Source organism: Dysgonomonas sp. Shenzhen-Wh21, from assembly GCF_043392705.1.
GTDB lineage: Bacteria > Bacteroidota > Bacteroidia > Bacteroidales > Dysgonomonadaceae > Dysgonomonas.
In genome coordinates this window covers 1-17,970 of the sequence record NZ_JAIXHZ010000078.1, presented here as the reverse complement: position 1 = coordinate 17,970, position 17,970 = coordinate 1, and the positions used below count along the sequence as shown (strand labels likewise).

The 17,970-nt window shown below is 37.2% G+C and carries 16 protein-coding genes; 8 read left to right on the top strand and 8 right to left on the bottom strand.

Annotated elements, in window-relative coordinates; all coding sequences use genetic code 11:
• Positions 1 to 209: 209 nt before the first annotated feature.
• Positions 210 to 2,108 carry an ATP-dependent endonuclease gene (locus tag LDB17_RS04855; RefSeq protein WP_252638419.1) on the bottom strand — a complete coding sequence of 633 codons (1,899 nt, stop codon included), beginning with the start codon at positions 2,106 to 2,108 and terminating at the stop codon, positions 210 to 212.
• Positions 2,109 to 2,659: 551 nt separating this feature from the next.
• On the opposite strand from LDB17_RS04855, the gene LDB17_RS04850 reads away from it, so the two are divergent.
• From LDB17_RS04850 to rsgA, 6 genes are all read left to right on the top strand, one after another.
• The gene (locus LDB17_RS04850; protein WP_252638420.1) at positions 2,660 to 4,555 is read left to right on the top strand and encodes a tetratricopeptide repeat protein; all 1,896 of its coding nucleotides are present in this window, start codon (positions 2,660 to 2,662) and stop codon (positions 4,553 to 4,555) included.
• Positions 4,556 to 4,871: 316 nt separating this feature from the next.
• Entirely contained in the window at positions 4,872 to 5,246 is a 375-nt protein-coding gene (locus LDB17_RS04845; protein ID WP_252638421.1) for a polymer-forming cytoskeletal protein, read from the top strand.
• Positions 5,247 to 5,307: 61 nt separating this feature from the next.
• Entirely contained in the window at positions 5,308 to 6,324 is a 1,017-nt protein-coding gene (locus tag LDB17_RS04840) for a ParM/StbA family protein (RefSeq protein WP_252638422.1), read from the top strand.
• 19 nt (positions 6,325 to 6,343) lie between these two features.
• A complete protein-coding gene (locus tag LDB17_RS04835; RefSeq protein WP_252638423.1) occupies positions 6,344 to 6,919 on the top strand; it encodes a polymer-forming cytoskeletal protein in 576 nt (191 codons plus the stop codon).
• 312 nt (positions 6,920 to 7,231) lie between these two features.
• On the top strand, positions 7,232 to 8,011 hold the full coding sequence (locus tag LDB17_RS04830; protein WP_252638424.1) for a class I SAM-dependent methyltransferase: 780 nt from the start codon (positions 7,232 to 7,234) through the stop codon (positions 8,009 to 8,011).
• The gene (gene rsgA / locus LDB17_RS04825) at positions 8,008 to 9,063 is read left to right on the top strand and encodes a ribosome small subunit-dependent GTPase A (RefSeq protein WP_252638425.1); all 1,056 of its coding nucleotides are present in this window, start codon (positions 8,008 to 8,010) and stop codon (positions 9,061 to 9,063) included. Before LDB17_RS04830 ends, rsgA begins: the two co-directional genes overlap by 4 nt.
• Before the next feature lie 92 nt (positions 9,064 to 9,155).
• Here the strand turns inward: rsgA and LDB17_RS04820 are convergent, their stop codons facing one another.
• From LDB17_RS04820 to LDB17_RS04795, 6 genes are all read right to left on the bottom strand, one after another.
• Positions 9,156 to 10,109: a hypothetical protein gene (locus LDB17_RS04820; protein ID WP_252638426.1), complete on the bottom strand. Its 954-nt coding sequence runs from the start codon at positions 10,107 to 10,109 to the stop codon at positions 9,156 to 9,158.
• A gap of 20 nt (positions 10,110 to 10,129) precedes the next feature.
• Complete coding sequence (locus tag LDB17_RS04815) at positions 10,130 to 11,041, bottom strand: hypothetical protein (RefSeq protein ID WP_252638427.1); 912 nt, start codon at positions 11,039 to 11,041, stop codon at positions 10,130 to 10,132.
• Positions 11,042 to 11,052: 11 nt separating this feature from the next.
• Positions 11,053 to 11,949: a hypothetical protein gene (locus LDB17_RS04810; protein WP_252638428.1), complete on the bottom strand. Its 897-nt coding sequence runs from the start codon at positions 11,947 to 11,949 to the stop codon at positions 11,053 to 11,055.
• Positions 11,950 to 11,976: 27 nt separating this feature from the next.
• Positions 11,977 to 12,768 (bottom strand): hypothetical protein, encoded by a 792-nt coding sequence (locus tag LDB17_RS04805; protein WP_252638429.1) that lies wholly within the window; start codon positions 12,766 to 12,768, stop codon positions 11,977 to 11,979.
• 580 nt (positions 12,769 to 13,348) lie between these two features.
• Complete coding sequence (locus LDB17_RS04800; RefSeq protein ID WP_252638430.1) at positions 13,349 to 13,780, bottom strand: pyrimidine dimer DNA glycosylase/endonuclease V; 432 nt, start codon at positions 13,778 to 13,780, stop codon at positions 13,349 to 13,351.
• A gap of 3 nt (positions 13,781 to 13,783) precedes the next feature.
• Positions 13,784 to 14,263, bottom strand: a complete 480-nt coding sequence (locus tag LDB17_RS04795; protein WP_252638431.1) for a glutathione peroxidase — start codon at positions 14,261 to 14,263, stop codon at positions 13,784 to 13,786.
• Positions 14,264 to 14,677: 414 nt separating this feature from the next.
• On the opposite strand from LDB17_RS04795, the gene istA reads away from it, so the two are divergent.
• Both istA and istB read left to right on the top strand, forming a co-directional pair.
• Positions 14,678 to 16,261, top strand: coding sequence for an IS21 family transposase (gene istA, locus LDB17_RS04790; RefSeq protein WP_393924917.1), 1,584 nt, complete (start codon positions 14,678 to 14,680; stop codon positions 16,259 to 16,261).
• On the top strand, positions 16,248 to 17,030 hold the full coding sequence (istB, locus tag LDB17_RS04785; protein ID WP_135107535.1) for an IS21-like element helper ATPase IstB: 783 nt from the start codon (positions 16,248 to 16,250) through the stop codon (positions 17,028 to 17,030). The genes istA and istB overlap by 14 nt, the downstream gene beginning before the upstream one ends.
• A 90-nt stretch (positions 17,031 to 17,120) precedes the next feature.
• Here istB and LDB17_RS04780 read toward each other — a convergent pair whose 3' ends face one another.
• Entirely contained in the window at positions 17,121 to 17,696 is a 576-nt protein-coding gene (locus LDB17_RS04780) for a phage integrase SAM-like domain and Arm DNA-binding domain-containing protein (protein WP_252639722.1), read from the bottom strand.
• Positions 17,697 to 17,970: the final 274 nt, after the last annotated feature.

The window sequence follows — 17,970 nt, the reverse complement described above, 5'->3', positions numbered from 1 at the left end:
ATTCCTTTCATTGAGCATAGTTTGTTTTATTGAGCGATGTAGAATTGTTAAATAAAACAAACTATGTAGATTATACCAGAAACTCCGAAATAGCTTCCTCACATATCAGCCTTAATGGGTGCATAATGTAAGAGCAACACAAATCGTTCTGCGATCTATTTCTGAAAGTGCTGCTAACTAAAAGCTATCAGTTAGACCATCAAGTACTTTTATTGACAGAATATAATTATTTCATTAATTAATGTATTTACATCTTCAAATATTTCTTCCGGAAGCATTTCTTCTGCAATTTGATATTTTTTTATATTGAAATGGTTACATATATTTTCAATAATAGGCTTTCCCTCTTCGAATAGAGGTGCAATTGATGGAATTTTTTCTGATTGCAAGTAGTCTCCGTGAACAATACAACTGTGATTATCTATTAAAAACTGTCTGACACTTTCTTCACTGCACTTTGCTTTTCTTGCTATAGCAGATGGAGATAGCAGATAATTTTCCATTTCCCAACGTCTCCATCTTCGATATCTAAATTCATTATCTCCTTCAACTAAATCAGATGAATAAGTTCTATCCATCAAGCTTTGATGAGTATTCTCATAGAGTTCATTATCTCTATCTTCAAGACTAATACACTTTAACCCATTAATTTCATCTTTTAAGTGAAGAAAAAGTTGTTTCCTTTCTCTATGATTATTGGCGAAAGCCCATATGACTAGGTTATTAGGCCATGGCCTCGTTTTTTCGCACATTTTTTTCAATATATTGGCATCACTCTCATTTTCAACAAATAAAATTCTTCTATATCGTTGAACTAGATCTATTTTAGGAAAATATTCTGTTCCTAAACCTGATAATACCTTTACCTTATCAGATTCTTGTTTTAAATACCTAATATTATTGTTATCCACTGATAAAACTATCTCTGGAGAAACAGATTTTATTACTTCACATGAATGTGTTGCTATTAATACTTGTTTATTTAATTTTTGAGATATCTCTTGAAGTTTTTTTATAAGTTCTGTTTGTAAAGAATTATGTAAGTGGGCATCTGGCTCATCTAAAAGCAATATATCGACGTTAGGATTTATAGCGAAAGTATAAACACTTAACCATTGGAGAAACCCACTGCCTTCTACCATTATATCTCTTTTTGAATATGCTGAAAAAGGAGAGAATCGATTGTTTATAAATTCGCCTTTAACAAAGTCAACTTTAATATTTGTGTGAAAATCAGGATTGAAGAATTTAGGATATAAAACTCCTTTAAAAATTGAGAAAAGAACTTTGTTAAGTATTTCAAAGGAATCATCTTCTCTTAGCTCAGCCAATCCTGCTTTAGGTATCCTTGCTCTATTTTCCTTTTTCTCAGCTCTTATTTTTATATTTTGGTGATAAAGATCCATTATAGTATTCCGTAAAACAGAACCGGCGAGACCTTGACCTATTAACTTATTCCTATAAGCGGGAGAATACCATTGCTCTTTATCTGTTATACCAGCAAATGGAGGTAAATACGCAATTTTAGGGACAAAATCTCCTTCTTGAATATTTGATTCTAAATTTTTAATATATAATCTTTCTTGTGTTAATGCTAAACCTATTTTTAGAAACCTTTCGGGTCCATCTGGGATATCCCAGTAACATTTTATTGATAAACTATATCCACCTGTTGGTTTTAAATTAGTCCATAAATATTTTAAAGAAGGGATATTTATAGGAGTAAAATCATCTATACTTATACCGTAACCATCCCCACGGAACCCGGCGAGTATAGCTCTTGAATTTTTTTCATAGATCAAAACCGTTTTGCAATATTCCCAAATTGCCAAGGCATGTAGTATTGTTGATTTACCAGAATTATTTCCTCCAACAAGTAACGAGAGTCTGGACGGTATTAAATCTATATTTTTCAGATTGTACCGCTTAAATTTTTGAAGTTCTATTTTTTTTATCATACTAAGTATCAGATTTAAATATCTAGTAACAAATATACTGAAATAGGCCACACACTTAACCAATTTTGTTAAAATATTCCTGGAATTAAACCACATATACTTATCTAAAAATGAAAATAAGCCTTTATATTTACGTGCTTCATTTTTCAAAGGTCTCGTCAAACTCATAACTTCCAAATATGAGCCATTCAAATAATTGAAATCATATTGAAAAATAAAACTGTTTTCACTTACTTAACATCAGCTGACGATGATATGCTTTTCGAAATTATATTTTTTAAGTGATAAGTCCTGATTAATTAGTCCTATAAAATTCACTTTCAAAATCAAGTGAAAGAAGGGAAATAAAACCGTAACTCTTTTTTGTTTTCACATATACCTATTTCGATGAGAAACATTGTCTAAAATTATACAAAAGCTTAACTTTACAACAAATTCACAACAACAGTTCTATAAATGTGCTTCACTCTGCATTCACATTATGAATTATCTATCGGAAAAAATCAGAAAAGCCTGTTGTGTATTTACACCCTTAAAAATATATCAGGAGTCGGTTTTATCAGTATCAATTATCGTATCGTTGATGTATAATTTAAATTCTAACCTTGTTTAGCCATATGAGAAACAGATTGAGTTTTCCCTCTCTATTTCTATTCTTTGTATTAACCTTTTTTCAAACTCTTTCTGCTCAAATGCAAAAGATGGATAGCCTTGAAAATGTATTGAAGCTACACTCTTCAAATAATCGGGAGAGGGTGGATATAATGAATGAAATAGGTTACATTATATATTCGAAAGATACCCAAAAAGCTATGAAATACGCCTCTCAATCAGCCCGGCTGTCCGATCAGTTAAATTACGCCAAAGGGAAAGCTGTCAGCCTGTGGGTAAAGGGATTGGCTTATATCAAAAACGATAAACAGTCCTCACTCAATTATTTTCGACAAAGCCTCGTGATGGCAGAAGTCATCAAAGAACAAACGGTAATATGCAATTGTCTGATTGCAATAGGAAACGTATACAAAGAACTTGGTGACATACCCAAAAGTGATAAATCATACGAACGTGCTCTTAAAATAGCGAATGAAATAAATGATAAGAGCCTTTTACTGAAATGTCTCGTAAATGTAGCACGAAGCCATAGTACAAAAGGAGAATATACAAAAGCTATCGAAATACTCGAAAGAGCCATTCTCTTGGGCGAAGAACTAAAGGATTATCCCGTTCTGTCAAAAGCACTAAACAATTTGGCGTGGATTTATGGTACTCAAGGTAATTATACAGTAGCACTCGAATGCCATTTGAAGGCTTTGAAGATTAACGAGCAACTCCATGATAAGTCGGCAATGGTAGCGAATTATGTTAACATTGCCGGAATACAATCCGACCAGAGAGAGTATAAAGACGCCCTCAATTATCTTCAAAAAGCATTAAAGATTTCCGAAGAAATAAAAGATAATTTTAAGATATCCTCGTGTTTGGCTAACATAGGTCATATATATATGAACATGAACGATCCTCGTGCATTGGAATACTACGAAAAATCTTTAAGAATTGGAAAGAATAGCCAACTAAGCCTGACTATTAACATTTTAGTCAACATGGGTACTATATATACCCGAGAGAAAGAATTTCCTAAAGCGCTTGATCATCTCAATGAAGCATTTCTTCTTGCCGAAAAAATAGATTTAAAGCGAGCAAAAGCAGAGATATGGGTAAAAATGGGATTGATCTATATTCAAGAAAAACGTTATGCCGAAGCATTAGATTATTCCCAAAAGGGATTGAAGATAGCCAATGAATTGAAATTACTGAGTCTTCAAAAAGAGATTTATGGACAACTATCGGAGATTTACGCCGCAACAAATAATTATCAGGCAGCATATCAGAATCATATGCTATACAAATTATATAACGATAGTATATTCAACGAAAATAATATAAAGAAACTTGCAGACTTAGAGAGCGCTTATAAATACGATAAAGCAAAACAAGTCTACGAAATAGAAGCCCAGAATAAAGGATTAAAAATAAAAAGCCAACGGGCTGTCATTCTCTTCCTGATTGTAGCCTTCGTTCTTTTATTGTTACTCGTTATAATGACTACCCGTTCGTATAGACTGAAAAAGCAGCTTCTTCGCTTGGAGCTGGAAGAAATCAATACCGAACTGGAGAAAAATCAAAAGGAGATGACCTCAGCAACGCTTAAACTGGTACAAACAGCCGAACGAGATGTTCGCAGCATAAAGATGCTGGAGAATATTGAGAAGAACACAACCCCGGAAGTAAGAGACGATATAAAATCTTTAATTTTCGATTATAGATCACAGACATATAACTCCAACTGGGAGGAGTTTGAAATTTTATTTCAAAAGGTGCATCCATCGTTTTATAAAAATCTTAATGATCATTTTCCTATGCTGACTCAGAATGAACGTAAGCTATGCGTATTTCTTAAACTGAATATGACCAACAAACAAATAGCCCAAATAACATTCCAATCGGAGGAAGCACTCAAAAAAGCACGGCAGCGTTTACGAAAGAAACTCGAGATTGAACGAGATACGAATCTAGTGTCATTTATTCAAAACATATAAATTAATTCGACAAAGAGTAGGATTAAAAAACGTAAGAACGGGGTTATCCAGACATTGGGTAACCCTGTTCTTTTATTAAAAACGTATTATTAGATAGAGCATTCTTATTCATCCACCCCTCTTCACCTTTTTTCACATACAGATGTTAATCAGATACATACAGCGATTATACAATAATATTTTTAATTGTCCCCTTTTTGTCCCACTCCCTTTTTTAGATCCACTACATGATTATACTCTAATTTAGTGCTAGCAATTATTTATCCCAGGAACATCCCTATTCTTTATATATACGAAGATAAATGAATAGTATATCATGATAAAAAAACAAACAGAAAGAAACGATCAACCCGATGATCTAGCCTCTTTAGTGCCGACAGTAATTTGTGAAAGCTTTACTCTTCGAGGTAATATCAAGCAAACTCGAGCGATTCGTATCGAAGGCACTATAATTGGAAACATTGAGCAAGCAGAAACGGTAGTGATAGGAATGACAGGGACAATAAGAGGACATGTGAATACAAAAAAACTCATTGTCTTTGGGCATATCGAAGGAGACATATCAGCTTCCGAATCTGTACTAATAAAGTGTTCGGGGCAAATAATGGGGAGCATCAACACAGAAAATCTGAGTATGGACGAGGGTGCTATATATGAAGGCGAAATAATAATGAAGCCATCCTCACTATAAGAGATATATAAAACATATAATGCTATTATTTTAATTGTTAAACACTTTTTTGAAAAAACCTATGTATGAAATTCAATCCTTTCCGAGTTTAATTGAGATCAACAACACAGTTCTATCCCAAACCTCTAAAGATTTGCTTCATGGACTGAAGATTCAGCACAATGACAAATGGTATATCTGTGGTGATCTAGCCTTGAACGAAGGACAGTTACCTCATAAGCTGATAAACTCCTCTCCTGATGATATCGATTATCAGCTTCTTGCCAAAGCATCAATCCTGCTAGCCCAGGACAAGATAGAACAACCGCTAACAATTACAACAGGCTTCCCCTACTCAACCTATTATATTTATAGAGATAAAGCCGTTGAATTCTTCAAAAAAACCCACCTACTCGACTATGATGCATCAACCCACAATGCAGGGAATAAAAAGAAAGTTGTGCTGGATGTGCAAAGAGTTGAAGTCATTCCCGAAATTGTAGGATGCACAATTGCAATACGCAAAGGAGAGCCTAATATTTCGGGAAGTTTTTTTGTATTTAGTTGCGGCTTTGGCACTTTCGAGTCTATATTAAGCACCGATTCGGGAATCGTAGAACAGGCAATGGTAAGTACACACGGAATCCGTTATGCTGTAAATCTGATGATCAACGAACTGAGGAGTAAATATTATCTCGAGTTGAGAAATGTAAACCAGCTGGACGATGCTTTTCAGCGAGGATATATCTTTTTAAATCGCCAGAATGTTGATTTAAGAGAAATTCGTAAAAATGTTATCCAAACATACTATCAAGAAGTCATATCGCCCAATCTACGCAACATTATCAATGACTCCAACCTTGTGAAAACGAATCGGATATACTTATGTGGGGGTGCGATGTATTATCAGGAGTTAGTAGACTGTTTTATTGCAGAATTTGGACATTTCACCGAGATAACGGTATTGGATAATCCGGAAACACTCGCAAGCAAAGGATATGCTCTCAACTCTTTACGCCTCAGTGGGAGAAAAAGTTCGGCTCTTGGGATTGATATAGGCAATGCAACTACTGTAGTAACAAATTTCACAGGTGAATAGTATAAATAGGGTATAAAAAATGTTTTTCATCAAACGAAAAAAAGCCAAACCTATAGAAAAAGAAACAGCAGAAGAAATAGCTGTATCAAATCAAGACAAAGTTGTTTTAGGTGGATTTTGCTTTACAGGAATGCAAAAAGGAAACTTTTTTATAAAAGATAGGGCTATAGTGGATTCTACTGCGACTATTGATGGAAGCATAACGGCTACCGATTGCACAATCGGTGGTTTAGTTAAAGGGAATGTGTTTTGCACGAACACCATACAAATTAGTAATTCGGCTGTTATAGAAGGCTCAATTATGGCAAAAAAGGCTATTATGGAAACAGGATGCAGAATTAATGGGTCAGTATCATTTGCTCCAAAAGTAGAAGTTTCAATGTTAGCTACAAAACTTGTAGAGGCTGAAAAAATTATAGCAAACAAAAAGATTTCTCAAACCCGAGAACTTCTTACTGAAGAGACGAACATACCCCCAAAAAGCCCTCCTATACCTGAAACAATGCCAGTGGGTAAAGAACAGAAAAAAATAAATACACAAAAGCCTGAATCAACAATAGCTCAATCCGTAGATAATGGTAATAATTGGTGGTAAGTGAATTTTTTAGTAAACATTAGGCGAAAAACTTTGTTCCGGAGTGATCTTATATTAAATCATCACTTCCGGAACAGTTTTTTTATTTATAATTAAATATTTATATATCTTTGCAAGATGACTAAGATTTTACAGAAATCGGATTTGGTATTGTAAACAATCTGTCCTTTCAAAACAGATTGTCCTTTCGTTTACTCTCAAATAAACCTTTTTGAGAGGAATATTCATATTATTATAATTTAATTTTAACCTGCGTACATTAGTGCTACAGCATTGTCATGCTTGTATATGTGCGCTAATACAAATAACGAAATGAATAACGAAAATAAAACAATTCACGATTTCGATTTTAATTTAATCTGCGAGTTTTTCTCTAGCATGGAACGACAGGGTCCCGGTAGTACCGATGCAACACTCACAGCCCTTCGCTTTATTGATAACCTAACAGAAAAATCCCTTATTGCCGACATTGGCTGTGGTACAGGAGGGCAAACAATGACACTTGCCAAGCATATTGAGGGAAAGATTTCTGCACTGGATTTATTTCCCGACTTTATCAATATTCTGAATCGTAATGCAAAGCAGCTAGGCATGGAAGACAGAGTGAAAGGGATTGTAGGCTCAATGGATAATCTTCCTTTTCAGAATGAGGAGTTAGACCTGATTTGGTCAGAAGGAGCAATTTATAATATTGGCTTTGAACGAGGGTTGAACGAATGGCGTAAATATTTGAAAACAGGAGGGTACTTGGCTATCTCCGAGAGTTCATGGTTTACAGACGAACGCCCGGCAGAAATAAATGACTTCTGGATGAATTCATATCCTGAAATAGATACGATACCCAATCAGGTAGCCAAAATACACCGGGCAGGATATCTCCCTGTGGCTACATTTATTTTACCCGAAACGTGTTGGATAAAGTATTATTTTGCTCCTAAAGCTACTGCTGAAGATGTTTTCCTGAATAAATATGCAGGAAATAAAGCTGCTGAAGACCTGGTTACGTCTCAACGCTACGAAGCGGAATTGTACAGCAAGTATAAAGAATTCTATGGCTATACATTTTTCATCGCGAAAAAGGTAAAGCTATGATCGATCTGAATACTTATGGCTGGAGCGATAAATTAAGCCAGCTAAAACAAGAATCAATCCATAAAGCGTTGCCTCACGGACGGGTATCTATAGTCCATCGGACATGCTATGAGATTATCTCCGAAAATGGAATGTTCCAATGTGAACTGACCGGGAATATGATGTTCGGTAGATCAACTTACGATTTACCGAGTGTGGGCGATTGGGTAATTTTTCAGCCATTCGATGACCGGAAAGGGATTATAGTTGATATGCTTCCACGTGAACGGATTTTGTTTCGAAAGAAAAGTGGAACAGTATCTGATAAACAGGCCATTGCGTTGTACGTTGACAAAGCTTTTATTGTACAAAGTTTGGATGATAATTTCAATGTCCGTCGGGCTGAACGTTTTATGGCTCAGATAGTGGAAGGAAACATCAGCCCCATACTGGTACTCAACAAATCTGATTTGGAGTTTGAGAAAGAGAATATAAGCAACGCTATCAAGCACATTGCCGATCGGATACCTGTATTGTTTACAAGTATCCACCAGCCTCAAACGATTCTTCAGTTACGAGAGTTTATCGCAGAAGGAGAAACGGTTGTATTTGTCGGCTCTTCGGGTGTTGGGAAAAGTTCTCTGGTGAATGCACTTTGCGAAGAATCAATATTGCTAACCTCTGATATAAGTTCATCTACAGGAAAAGGACGGCATACATCAACACGTCGGGAAATGGTATTGATGAAGGGATCGGGAGTATTAATCGATACTCCGGGCGTTCGAGAATTTGGATTGGCTATTGAAAATCCGGACTCCCTTTCGGGAATGCTTGAAGTTTCTGACTACGAAGGATTGTGTCGTTTTAAAGACTGTGAGCATACAAACGAACCAGGCTGTGCTGTCTTAGAAGCAATAAATAATGGGACATTAGATCGTAAAGTTTATGAGAGCTATCTGAAACTAAGGAGAGAAGCTTGGCATTTTTCTACTTCGGAATATGAAAGACGCAAAAGAGATAAATCTTTTTCGAAACTAGTAGACGAAGTTAAGAAGCATAAAGAAAATCTCTAATATTCAATTTAAATAATGCAGGTATTTTACAATGCCTGCATTATTTTATTAAATATAAAAATTTAGAGATTAATCTCAATAGGATACACCCTTTATAGTTTCCAAAAAATCAGACTGGTTCTCATTGGTGTAATTTGTAAAGGTGCGGCTCTCGGATACCCGGTATATATACCGGATGTTGTAGTGGCACCAATACGAAACGAAATCTTGTCTCCTTTATTTCCACTAGCAGTAAGGGTTAGCGTAGTAGTCAACTGACTGGCTGTGGGATAGGCTGTCATATTTATCTCTGCTCCGTCTTCAAGAGTAACGTTCGAAGGTAAGTTATCGGCTGGCGCGAAATTATTGTCACCTTTAAGTGCCCACAAATACAACAATCCCCTATACCTGTTAGAAGCAGCATTGGCCGATTGATCCATGTATAATCTGAAGGAGAATACATAAGATCCGGTTTCGGGTAAAGTAATAAATGGTTCGTTTGTTTTGCCGGTAGCGGGGTCAGCCCAAAGTAGAACTCTCGAACGAGCAGGTCTCTCATGGGCTTTTGAATTTGTTTCGGGCTGTACACGATTACCCGACGCAACCCATAAATCTCTTCGCTCGATAACAGACGCAACTTCTTTTGTCTGTATTTCATTCCATTTATTATTGAAGAAGGTATATAAACCCGGTTCAAGTCCTATTCCCGGATTGTTGGTCGTATTATAAACTATCATTCCTGACACAGGATCGGGAACAGTAATATTGTCTGTAACACTTTCCAAAGCTATTCTGTTTGGTAGAAAAGCACTCTTAACTCCACCCAGTTGCAACTGTAGATTCGAATTATCGTCAGGAACAGCACCTATACCGACAGTCATACTACCTAAAGACGAATTGACTGACAAGTCATCCTTTTTTTGTGCTTCCTGTATTGTACCGCTTTGAGGATTGTTCGCTGCTCCATCGATATGTAATGCACCTTTAGGGTTTTGTGTTTTTATTCCGACCTGCCCATGAACATATAAAACACTTAAGCTGGCAATCAATAATATTATTATTTTCATTTTTTTCTGATTATTAAAATTTACTGTATCTTCCAATATACAAAAGTGGTTCGGTTTGCCTCATTTTTGTTAGTACTACCACGAAGATCCCAATTCAGTGCGCCATTCCGACGTCCTATCTTTATAATAATTTCATCATTTACTCTTAGATAGGGCGTGTACATTATTGGAAAGTAGGTATTGTTAGAACTGTTGCTGGAAGCTTTGCCTACAACCATATCTACCCTACTCAATAGCACTTCGTTATCAGCCACTTTCTTAAACAAGTACAAATAGTAATCATCAGCTACCTGTCCCGTATTATTGGTATTACTGGCAGTTTTCATACTTCCGTATAGCCTAAAAGAAAATATATATATTCCTGCATCATTTATAATAATGCTTTGATCGAGAGGAAACAGATTTGCCCCTGCTCCTGTAGTTGTGTTTGTAAGGGGGCTGGCTGATACATTAGTGGTCAACGCTCCGATTTTTGAAACAGTACTTGTCCCACTGTCTTCATAGTCGATAAGCCTTAGCCATTCATTATTCATATTCAGATAAGTACCCGGGCTGACATCATCTTCCTCCGCCCCTCCGGTATTTGTATTAAAAACGATCATTCCGTCATGCGGAGAGGGTACAGTATTATTATCCGATGCTGACTCCAAAGCAACTCGGTTAAGGAGTAAAGCTTTGTCCTGAGCATTCAATTCGAGCGATGCTTCCTTATTCAAAGGTTCGCCGCCTATTACAAGATTTGCTTCGTTATTTGCATTCAACTTGAATATCAGATCGTCTTTTAATTGACTACCGGTAGGGGTGGTCGAATTGTTCTTTTGTACATCTACATTAAGAATCCCAATCGGATTTGCAGTACCAATTCCAACCTGAGCCGTACATGTTCCTGCTAATAAAATAGCAAGGAATATAAATTGTATATACTTATTCATTTGCTTCTTTTTTAGATTTTGAAAAAAACAATTGAAGTTTCTCCCGGCTTTAAAGTCCATGAAGGAGTACCTTCATATGAAGCAATGCGTACCGAGATCCTTTCTCCCCGATGAGCATCAAATCCTAAAGTCAGCGGATATGTGACACCCCCGGTTCTACTTCCTTGCGAAAAGGCAGTGGGGTCTATTTCGGCTATATCTAAAACTTTATCTACACTCCCATCACTTTTTAGTGAGACGGCAGCAACATATATCGTCATTTTCTGAAAGGATGAAACAGAGGGTATATCTCCAGATAAGGTAAGCATCATAGCATAAGCTGCATCCGACATTACTTCTATATAATCGGTAGGGATAGATGCCCCTATAGCTACTAGATTTAAAGGGGCAAAACCGGCTGTCTCGTTGGCAGAGCTATATAGTTTTGTAGTTGGCAGAGTCAGCTCAGAATAAAGTGTATATACCTTCGTCTGCCTGTTGCTTGATTCTGTAAGACAATACATCCATTTATTTAGAGCACTATTGAAAACATATAAGCCCGGAATAACGTTATTGGGCACCTCTCCTCCTCTGGCGGTATTATAAACAACCATTCCGTCCACAGGGTTTTTAATAGGATTACCTGCTGCATTTCCCCGAGCATCAATAAGAGCTACTGAGTTAGGAATAAAAGCTTTATTATTGGCTCCTAAACTAACCGAAGCCGAAGGGTGTTCGACATCATTTATTGAAACCGAAAGTCCGTCACTACCATCACTACCTACCAAAACTCCTTTGTTGTCGGCAGGCAATGTAAGACTTTTTATATGCAGTGCGCCTTCGGGTGACACAGCATTGATACCAACCTGGGAATAAAGTGAATAAGCACTGAAAACGAAGACTAGTCCACAAAAAATTATTCTTTTCATTTCGAATCTATGTTAAGTTTTTATTCACTATTTAATAAAATATGATCCCGAGACTACAATTATGTCGTTGGTTGCAATTGTTCCCATATTCATAAAGGTTCCTACACTCTCCCTTACATTTTGGATATAAATATTTCCATCGAAATCAATTTCACACTCTGCTGTAGTTGATATATTTCTTGCAGGGAAGTTCACTAAACAATTTACATTCATGTCACTCTGACTCGTCACTGTTGTAGAAGCAAAGGGTTTATATGTATCTTTATCTGTTCCGCTTGGTATTTCAGCTATCTTCTGCGAATTATGAGTAGTATTCCAAACACTGATATTTGTTCCTACTCGTTTTAGTTTGACAATAAAGTTAACAGCTTTACCATAACTTCTAAATTCTTGGCTTATCACCGACCAGCCGCTAGTAGCCTGCCAAAGATTAGTGAGTACCACATCAGGTATTTCAATATCACCAGCTCCTGGCCCTACTCGTATCCACTGAGTTCCATCATTATAATAACACCCTTCGAAAACATCATCGTCTATGTCTTTTGTGTTATATACGAGCATTCCTTTAACATGCTCATTAAGTGGGCTCTTATTATTCAATGCGATCAGCTCAACACGAGGGAGTAATAGACCTTTTGTTGCTGTCCCATTACTATTTTCTTTCAAGTCCAGCAAAGCATCTTGATGCGGAGAAGCACTAGTACCTATTGTTACTTGTGATTGTGCTTCTTGGGGCACAAAAATTAGAATACCGATTAGTAACAAGACTCCTGAGAGTGTCCATCCATGTTGTTTCTGATTAAAGTTTGTTTGTTTCATGTAGTTTAACTGTTTTTTTTATTTATATAATATTTTGAATCTTCTCTACAAAATCTGAATGCTCCGCCCACATCTCAAACGGTGAAGAAAATAAGAGTAATACAATTAGCACATCTCTTCCTGATAGACTATTGAAGATTTGTCTTAGTAAACTATTGTATAATCATTATTTCACAAATAGATGGCTGTTGAAACAACTAAATGCAAATAAAAATAGGATCCTTGTTTACAATAGTTAAACCATAAACATTTAGACATAAGCGTAAAGATCTTCTAAAAGAGATTATTGTGTTAGATATTACGAACTCTAAAAAAATAGATTTATAGTTTGCTAAATAAGTAGAAAAAGTAATGTTGTAGGCATAAGTTATTGTTGATAGTTTTGTCTTTATTAATAGTTTGTCATTTGGGCGTAAAAATAGTACTTTTTATATAACAACATAAGAAATGCGCGCTTCTTTAACAAATATTATCTTTATCTATTAAATAAGAGCTATAGGAAACGATGTAAAAGTAAAAAAACAACAAGATCCTCAATATATAAGGTTAGTAAAAGTACAACCAAACTAACCGTTTAATATTACACTATAACTTCCCATTCCTCAACACCTCCTTCTATTATTTTAAACAAAGGATGTGGATTTAAATTAGCCAATGTTGGTAATTTATCGAATAACTCAGGGCTTCGTTTTTGAAGTTTTCTTCTCAGATGTTCAAATTCATATTCCAACTGTCCTTTCGTTACAGAGATTGGTAGTATATTTTCAATGAGACGGATCTTTTCCTTACTGTAATTATAGTTTCGTCTTACGGCCTCTTTATATATTTCAGTAAGAAAGGCGTCGATATAAAGATTGGGATCGGGGCTATTCTTAAAACGAATTAGCTGAGGATGATTCGTATAGCCTTTCGTATTTCCTAAAAGCACATTCTTAGCTAATAACCCTTCACGCCAGGAGGCATTAAGCCCTGCCGAATCAAGATACATCGGATGTAAAGACCATAGTCGCATATATTATTTTTCTAATAGTTTTTCGATCGTACCTGAGATTTTTGACGGATTGGTTATTGGAGCATAACGATCAACGATACTCCCTTCCCTATCAATCAAGAATTTCGTAAAATTCCATTTTATAGAATCGCCTAAGAATCCTTTACTATTTTCTTTCAGGTATTTATACAGAGGATCGGCATTCTCTCCATTTACGTCAATCTTTGCAAAGGTGGTAAATGTCGTTTTATACTTCATCTCACAAAACGAGGTAATCTCTTCATTTGTTCCCGGAGCCTGTTTCCCGAACTGATTGCAGGGAAAGTCCAATATTTCGAACCCCTGATCTTTATACTTAAGATATAACTCCTGTAAATCTTTATACTGAGGGGTGAAACCACATGCTGTAGCAGTGTTAACTATTAGCAGAACCTTCCCTTTATAATTGGATAAAGGAACATCATTACCTTTACTATCCTTTACGGTAAAATTGTATATACTCATATTTATTGCTTTTACCATATACAACAATCTCGACCGCTTTTAGATTAAATTATAACAAGTTTTAAAATATAATTATTTTAATAATCTTTCTCTTTCTTCCCACATATACAACAAAGCCGATTTCAAAGCTTGCTTAGAAGACTTCGGACTAAAACCGAGCTCTCTTCGGGATTTAGATATATCAAAATCCTGTACCAACCCATAAAACATATTGACTTCTTTGGTCGTCATAGCAGGTGGAAAATCCAGTGTTAATTGCCCCCTTTTGCCAGTCTAAATTGACCCTCTTTTCCAAAATACGTTTAACCCCTTACGCCAAAATAAAAATGTCCCCTGCTGGAATGTAACCCAACAGGGGATTTTTATGTAATTTAGATTTACCCTCCTGGTCGATGGGTTGAAACTAAAATTACAATGACAACAAAATTAGCAAACATTCTTCATTGCTATGCAATGGGGATGGGGATAAAAGGTATCAGCGCGACCTTTGAGCTATCCCGTAACACAGTGCGCAAGTATGTGCGTTTGTTTCAAGAGAGCGGTATACCGATGGATCAGCTTCAATCCATGCCGGCGAAGCGTCTTGAGGAGATGTTTGGAAGCAGCGGTGAGAGGGAACGTAACCCTTCAGTGCGCCAGCTGGAACTGGAGGCGTTATTGCCTGAGTATGCCGCAAGACTTACCCGCAAAGGAGTAACAGTAAAATCCTTGTATGAAGAGTACCGGCGAGAGCACCCCAACGGATTTCGTCATGCAAGTTTCGGTGCGTACATACAACGTTATCGGCTTGTATCACGTCCGGTGGGTCACGTTGAGCATTACGCCGCAGACCAGATGTATATTGACTTTGCTGGCGACCGTCTACAGGTTATTGATGAACAAACAGGCGAGGTCAGATCTGTAGAAGTTTTCGTAGCCATCCTTCCTTGTAGCCACTATACCTACTGTGAGGCAGTCTGGTCGCAGAAGAAAGAAGACCTTATAAAAGCATGTGAGAATGCGCTACACTTCTATGAAGGTGTGCCCATGGCAATCGTCCCTGACAATTTGAAGTCGGCGGTAACTCGGAGCAACCGCAATGAGCCGGTTATCAACGAAGACTTTGCCGCTTTTGCTGAACATTATGGTTGTAGCGTATATCCGGCACGTGTCAGACATCCAAAGGACAAAGCGCTTGTGGAGAATGCTGTAAAACTGATGTATAAGTCTGTTTATGTCGATCTTGAAGGTCTGATGTTCCATGATCTGGAATCACTCAATGCCCGCATTATCCAATCTCTAAGTCAGTTCAATGAGAGAAAACTTACCGGACGCAATCAGTCTCGCAGGCAGCTGTTTGAAGAGGTGGAAAGAGGCTATCTACGGTCTCTACCCTCTGTGAGGTATCAGATGAAGGAACGCAAATCTGTAACCGTAATGCGCAACAGCTATGTAACGCTCAAGAAGCATCATTACAGTGTGCCTAAGGAATACGTGGGCAAGCGTGTCGATATTGTTTACGATGCTGATACTCTTGATATCTTCTATGGACTGCGGCTGGTAACAACCCACCACCGAGATGACACACCCTATGGCTACACTCGGAAGAATGCTCACAATCTTCCCGGTCGCTGTGGTAGTTACGAAAAGGATCTGGACGAGATCTTTGAGCGAGCTGCTCAGATAGACAATATCGTCTTACTTTATCTCAAGGATGTGGCGTCGCAGAAGAAATATATACCTCAGGCGTTCCGCTCATGCAGAGGTATCCTTGCTTTGGAAAAGACCTTCGGACTAGACAGACTTGTGGCGGCATGCGCCTGTGCTTCATTGATGCGCGTTTACGGATATCAAGATGTTATCGGTATCCTGAACCGAGATGATGATGCAGACTTTCTGCCACAGGCTGATCAAGACTTGTACTCCAACTTATCCCTTCCGCATCACAAGAACATCCGTGGACGTGAATACTTCTCAAAATCAACAACAAAAACAAACAAAAACAATGGAAACAAATAATAAAACCGCACCCGTTACTCAGGAAAAAGACCAAAATGTCATCTCTCTGGATCTGATGAACCGTATGAAACTACATGGTATGGCTGCCGCCTTTAGGGAAAGCTTACAGTCCACCATTGCCGAGACGATGACTGCTGACGGCTTCCTTTCATTACTGTTGGCCCGTGAATGGGATTATAGATCGGATGCTTCTATACAACGCCTGATTCGTCAGGCAGGCTTTCGTTACAAGGCTTATCTTGAGAATATAGATTATACCATCAATCGAAGTCTCGACCGTAACCATATAGAACGACTCTCATCGCTTGACTTTATCCGTCAAGGAAAGAATCTGTTCATTACCGGTTCATCCGGAACAGGCAAAAGTTATATTGCTACAGCCATTGGGTATCAGTCGTGTAAGAACGGAATACGAACAAACTATGCCAACGCATCCAAACTAATGGGAGCGCTAAAAGTGGCTAAGACAAAGGGTATCTTCGAAGCCGAACTCAAGAAAATAGAACGATGTCAGTTACTTATCCTTGACGATCTCTTTCTTGTACCTCTTGATGCTAAAGAACGTTCAATGTTGCTTGATATCATCGAGGATCGTCATGAACGCAAATCTATCATTGTGACATCCCAATTACCAGTTGCCAACTGGTATGATGCCATAGGAGAACCAACTGTGGCTGATGCCATTCTTGACCGCATCGTCCACTCGGCGCATCAGATAGAACTTACCGGTGAGAGCGTAAGAAAAATGAAGGTAAACAAAAACAAGTAAAGCTAAAATAAAAATGACCCCGTCGACCAGGATATTTTAGGGGTAATAATAAAGTTTTTTCAGGGGTCAATTTAGACTTGGCAAAAGGGGTCAATCTGAACTGGATTTTCCAGCTGTATTCTGTGCACAATTCTTTTCTGTTTTTAGAAAGGTGTCAAACTTCTGAATGAAGGGTAGATCAATATCCTTTAGATTGATATCGGACATCTTATACTCTTTCTTTAGGAACTCTTTCAAATATCTAACTGTACCTTCAAAGCGGATAATTGTCTTTTGAGCATAGCCTTTACCTTGTAGTTGTTTGATCTCTTTATTATGCTCCTCAAAGACTTCTATCAGAGTTTTGTGTTTTTCTTCGACACCACAAAAGCGATTACAAATTTCTTTAGCCGTTATATCAATGTTATCGGCTTCGAGTTGCCTATGGATATTTTGAAGTTTAGCTCTCACCGTATCAATATACATATTGATTTCTGTGGAAACTTTATCCTTTGTTTTGAGTCTGCCCTTTATCTGATCCCAATTTTCAGCAGGGGCACTTCTTCTGATATACAATTCGCAGAACTGCTTGTCTACAGTGATTCGGAAGGCAATAGGGGCTTCTCCGTTTGCTTTGATCTTATTCTTTTTTACAAAGAACAAAATGTGGAAAGATTTTTGTTTCATTTTACTACTTTTTTTGTGGTTAAAATTACGTTTAAACCATCAAGTAGCTATGAGGTAAGTTGCTGACAAATAATGACTAATACTCAAAATCGTGGGCAATTTCTGTCTCTGATCTTTGACCACGATTTAGGCATGTATCTACTGTCGTAAATTGGGCTCTTTCCTAAAAGTTGTGGAGATATAATTTTTCCTAACTTTGTTTAATGGAAAGTGGCTATGAATTATTATTACCCGAAGGTTTGTTGGACTACTTTGAAGTAGTTGAAGTTGAGAC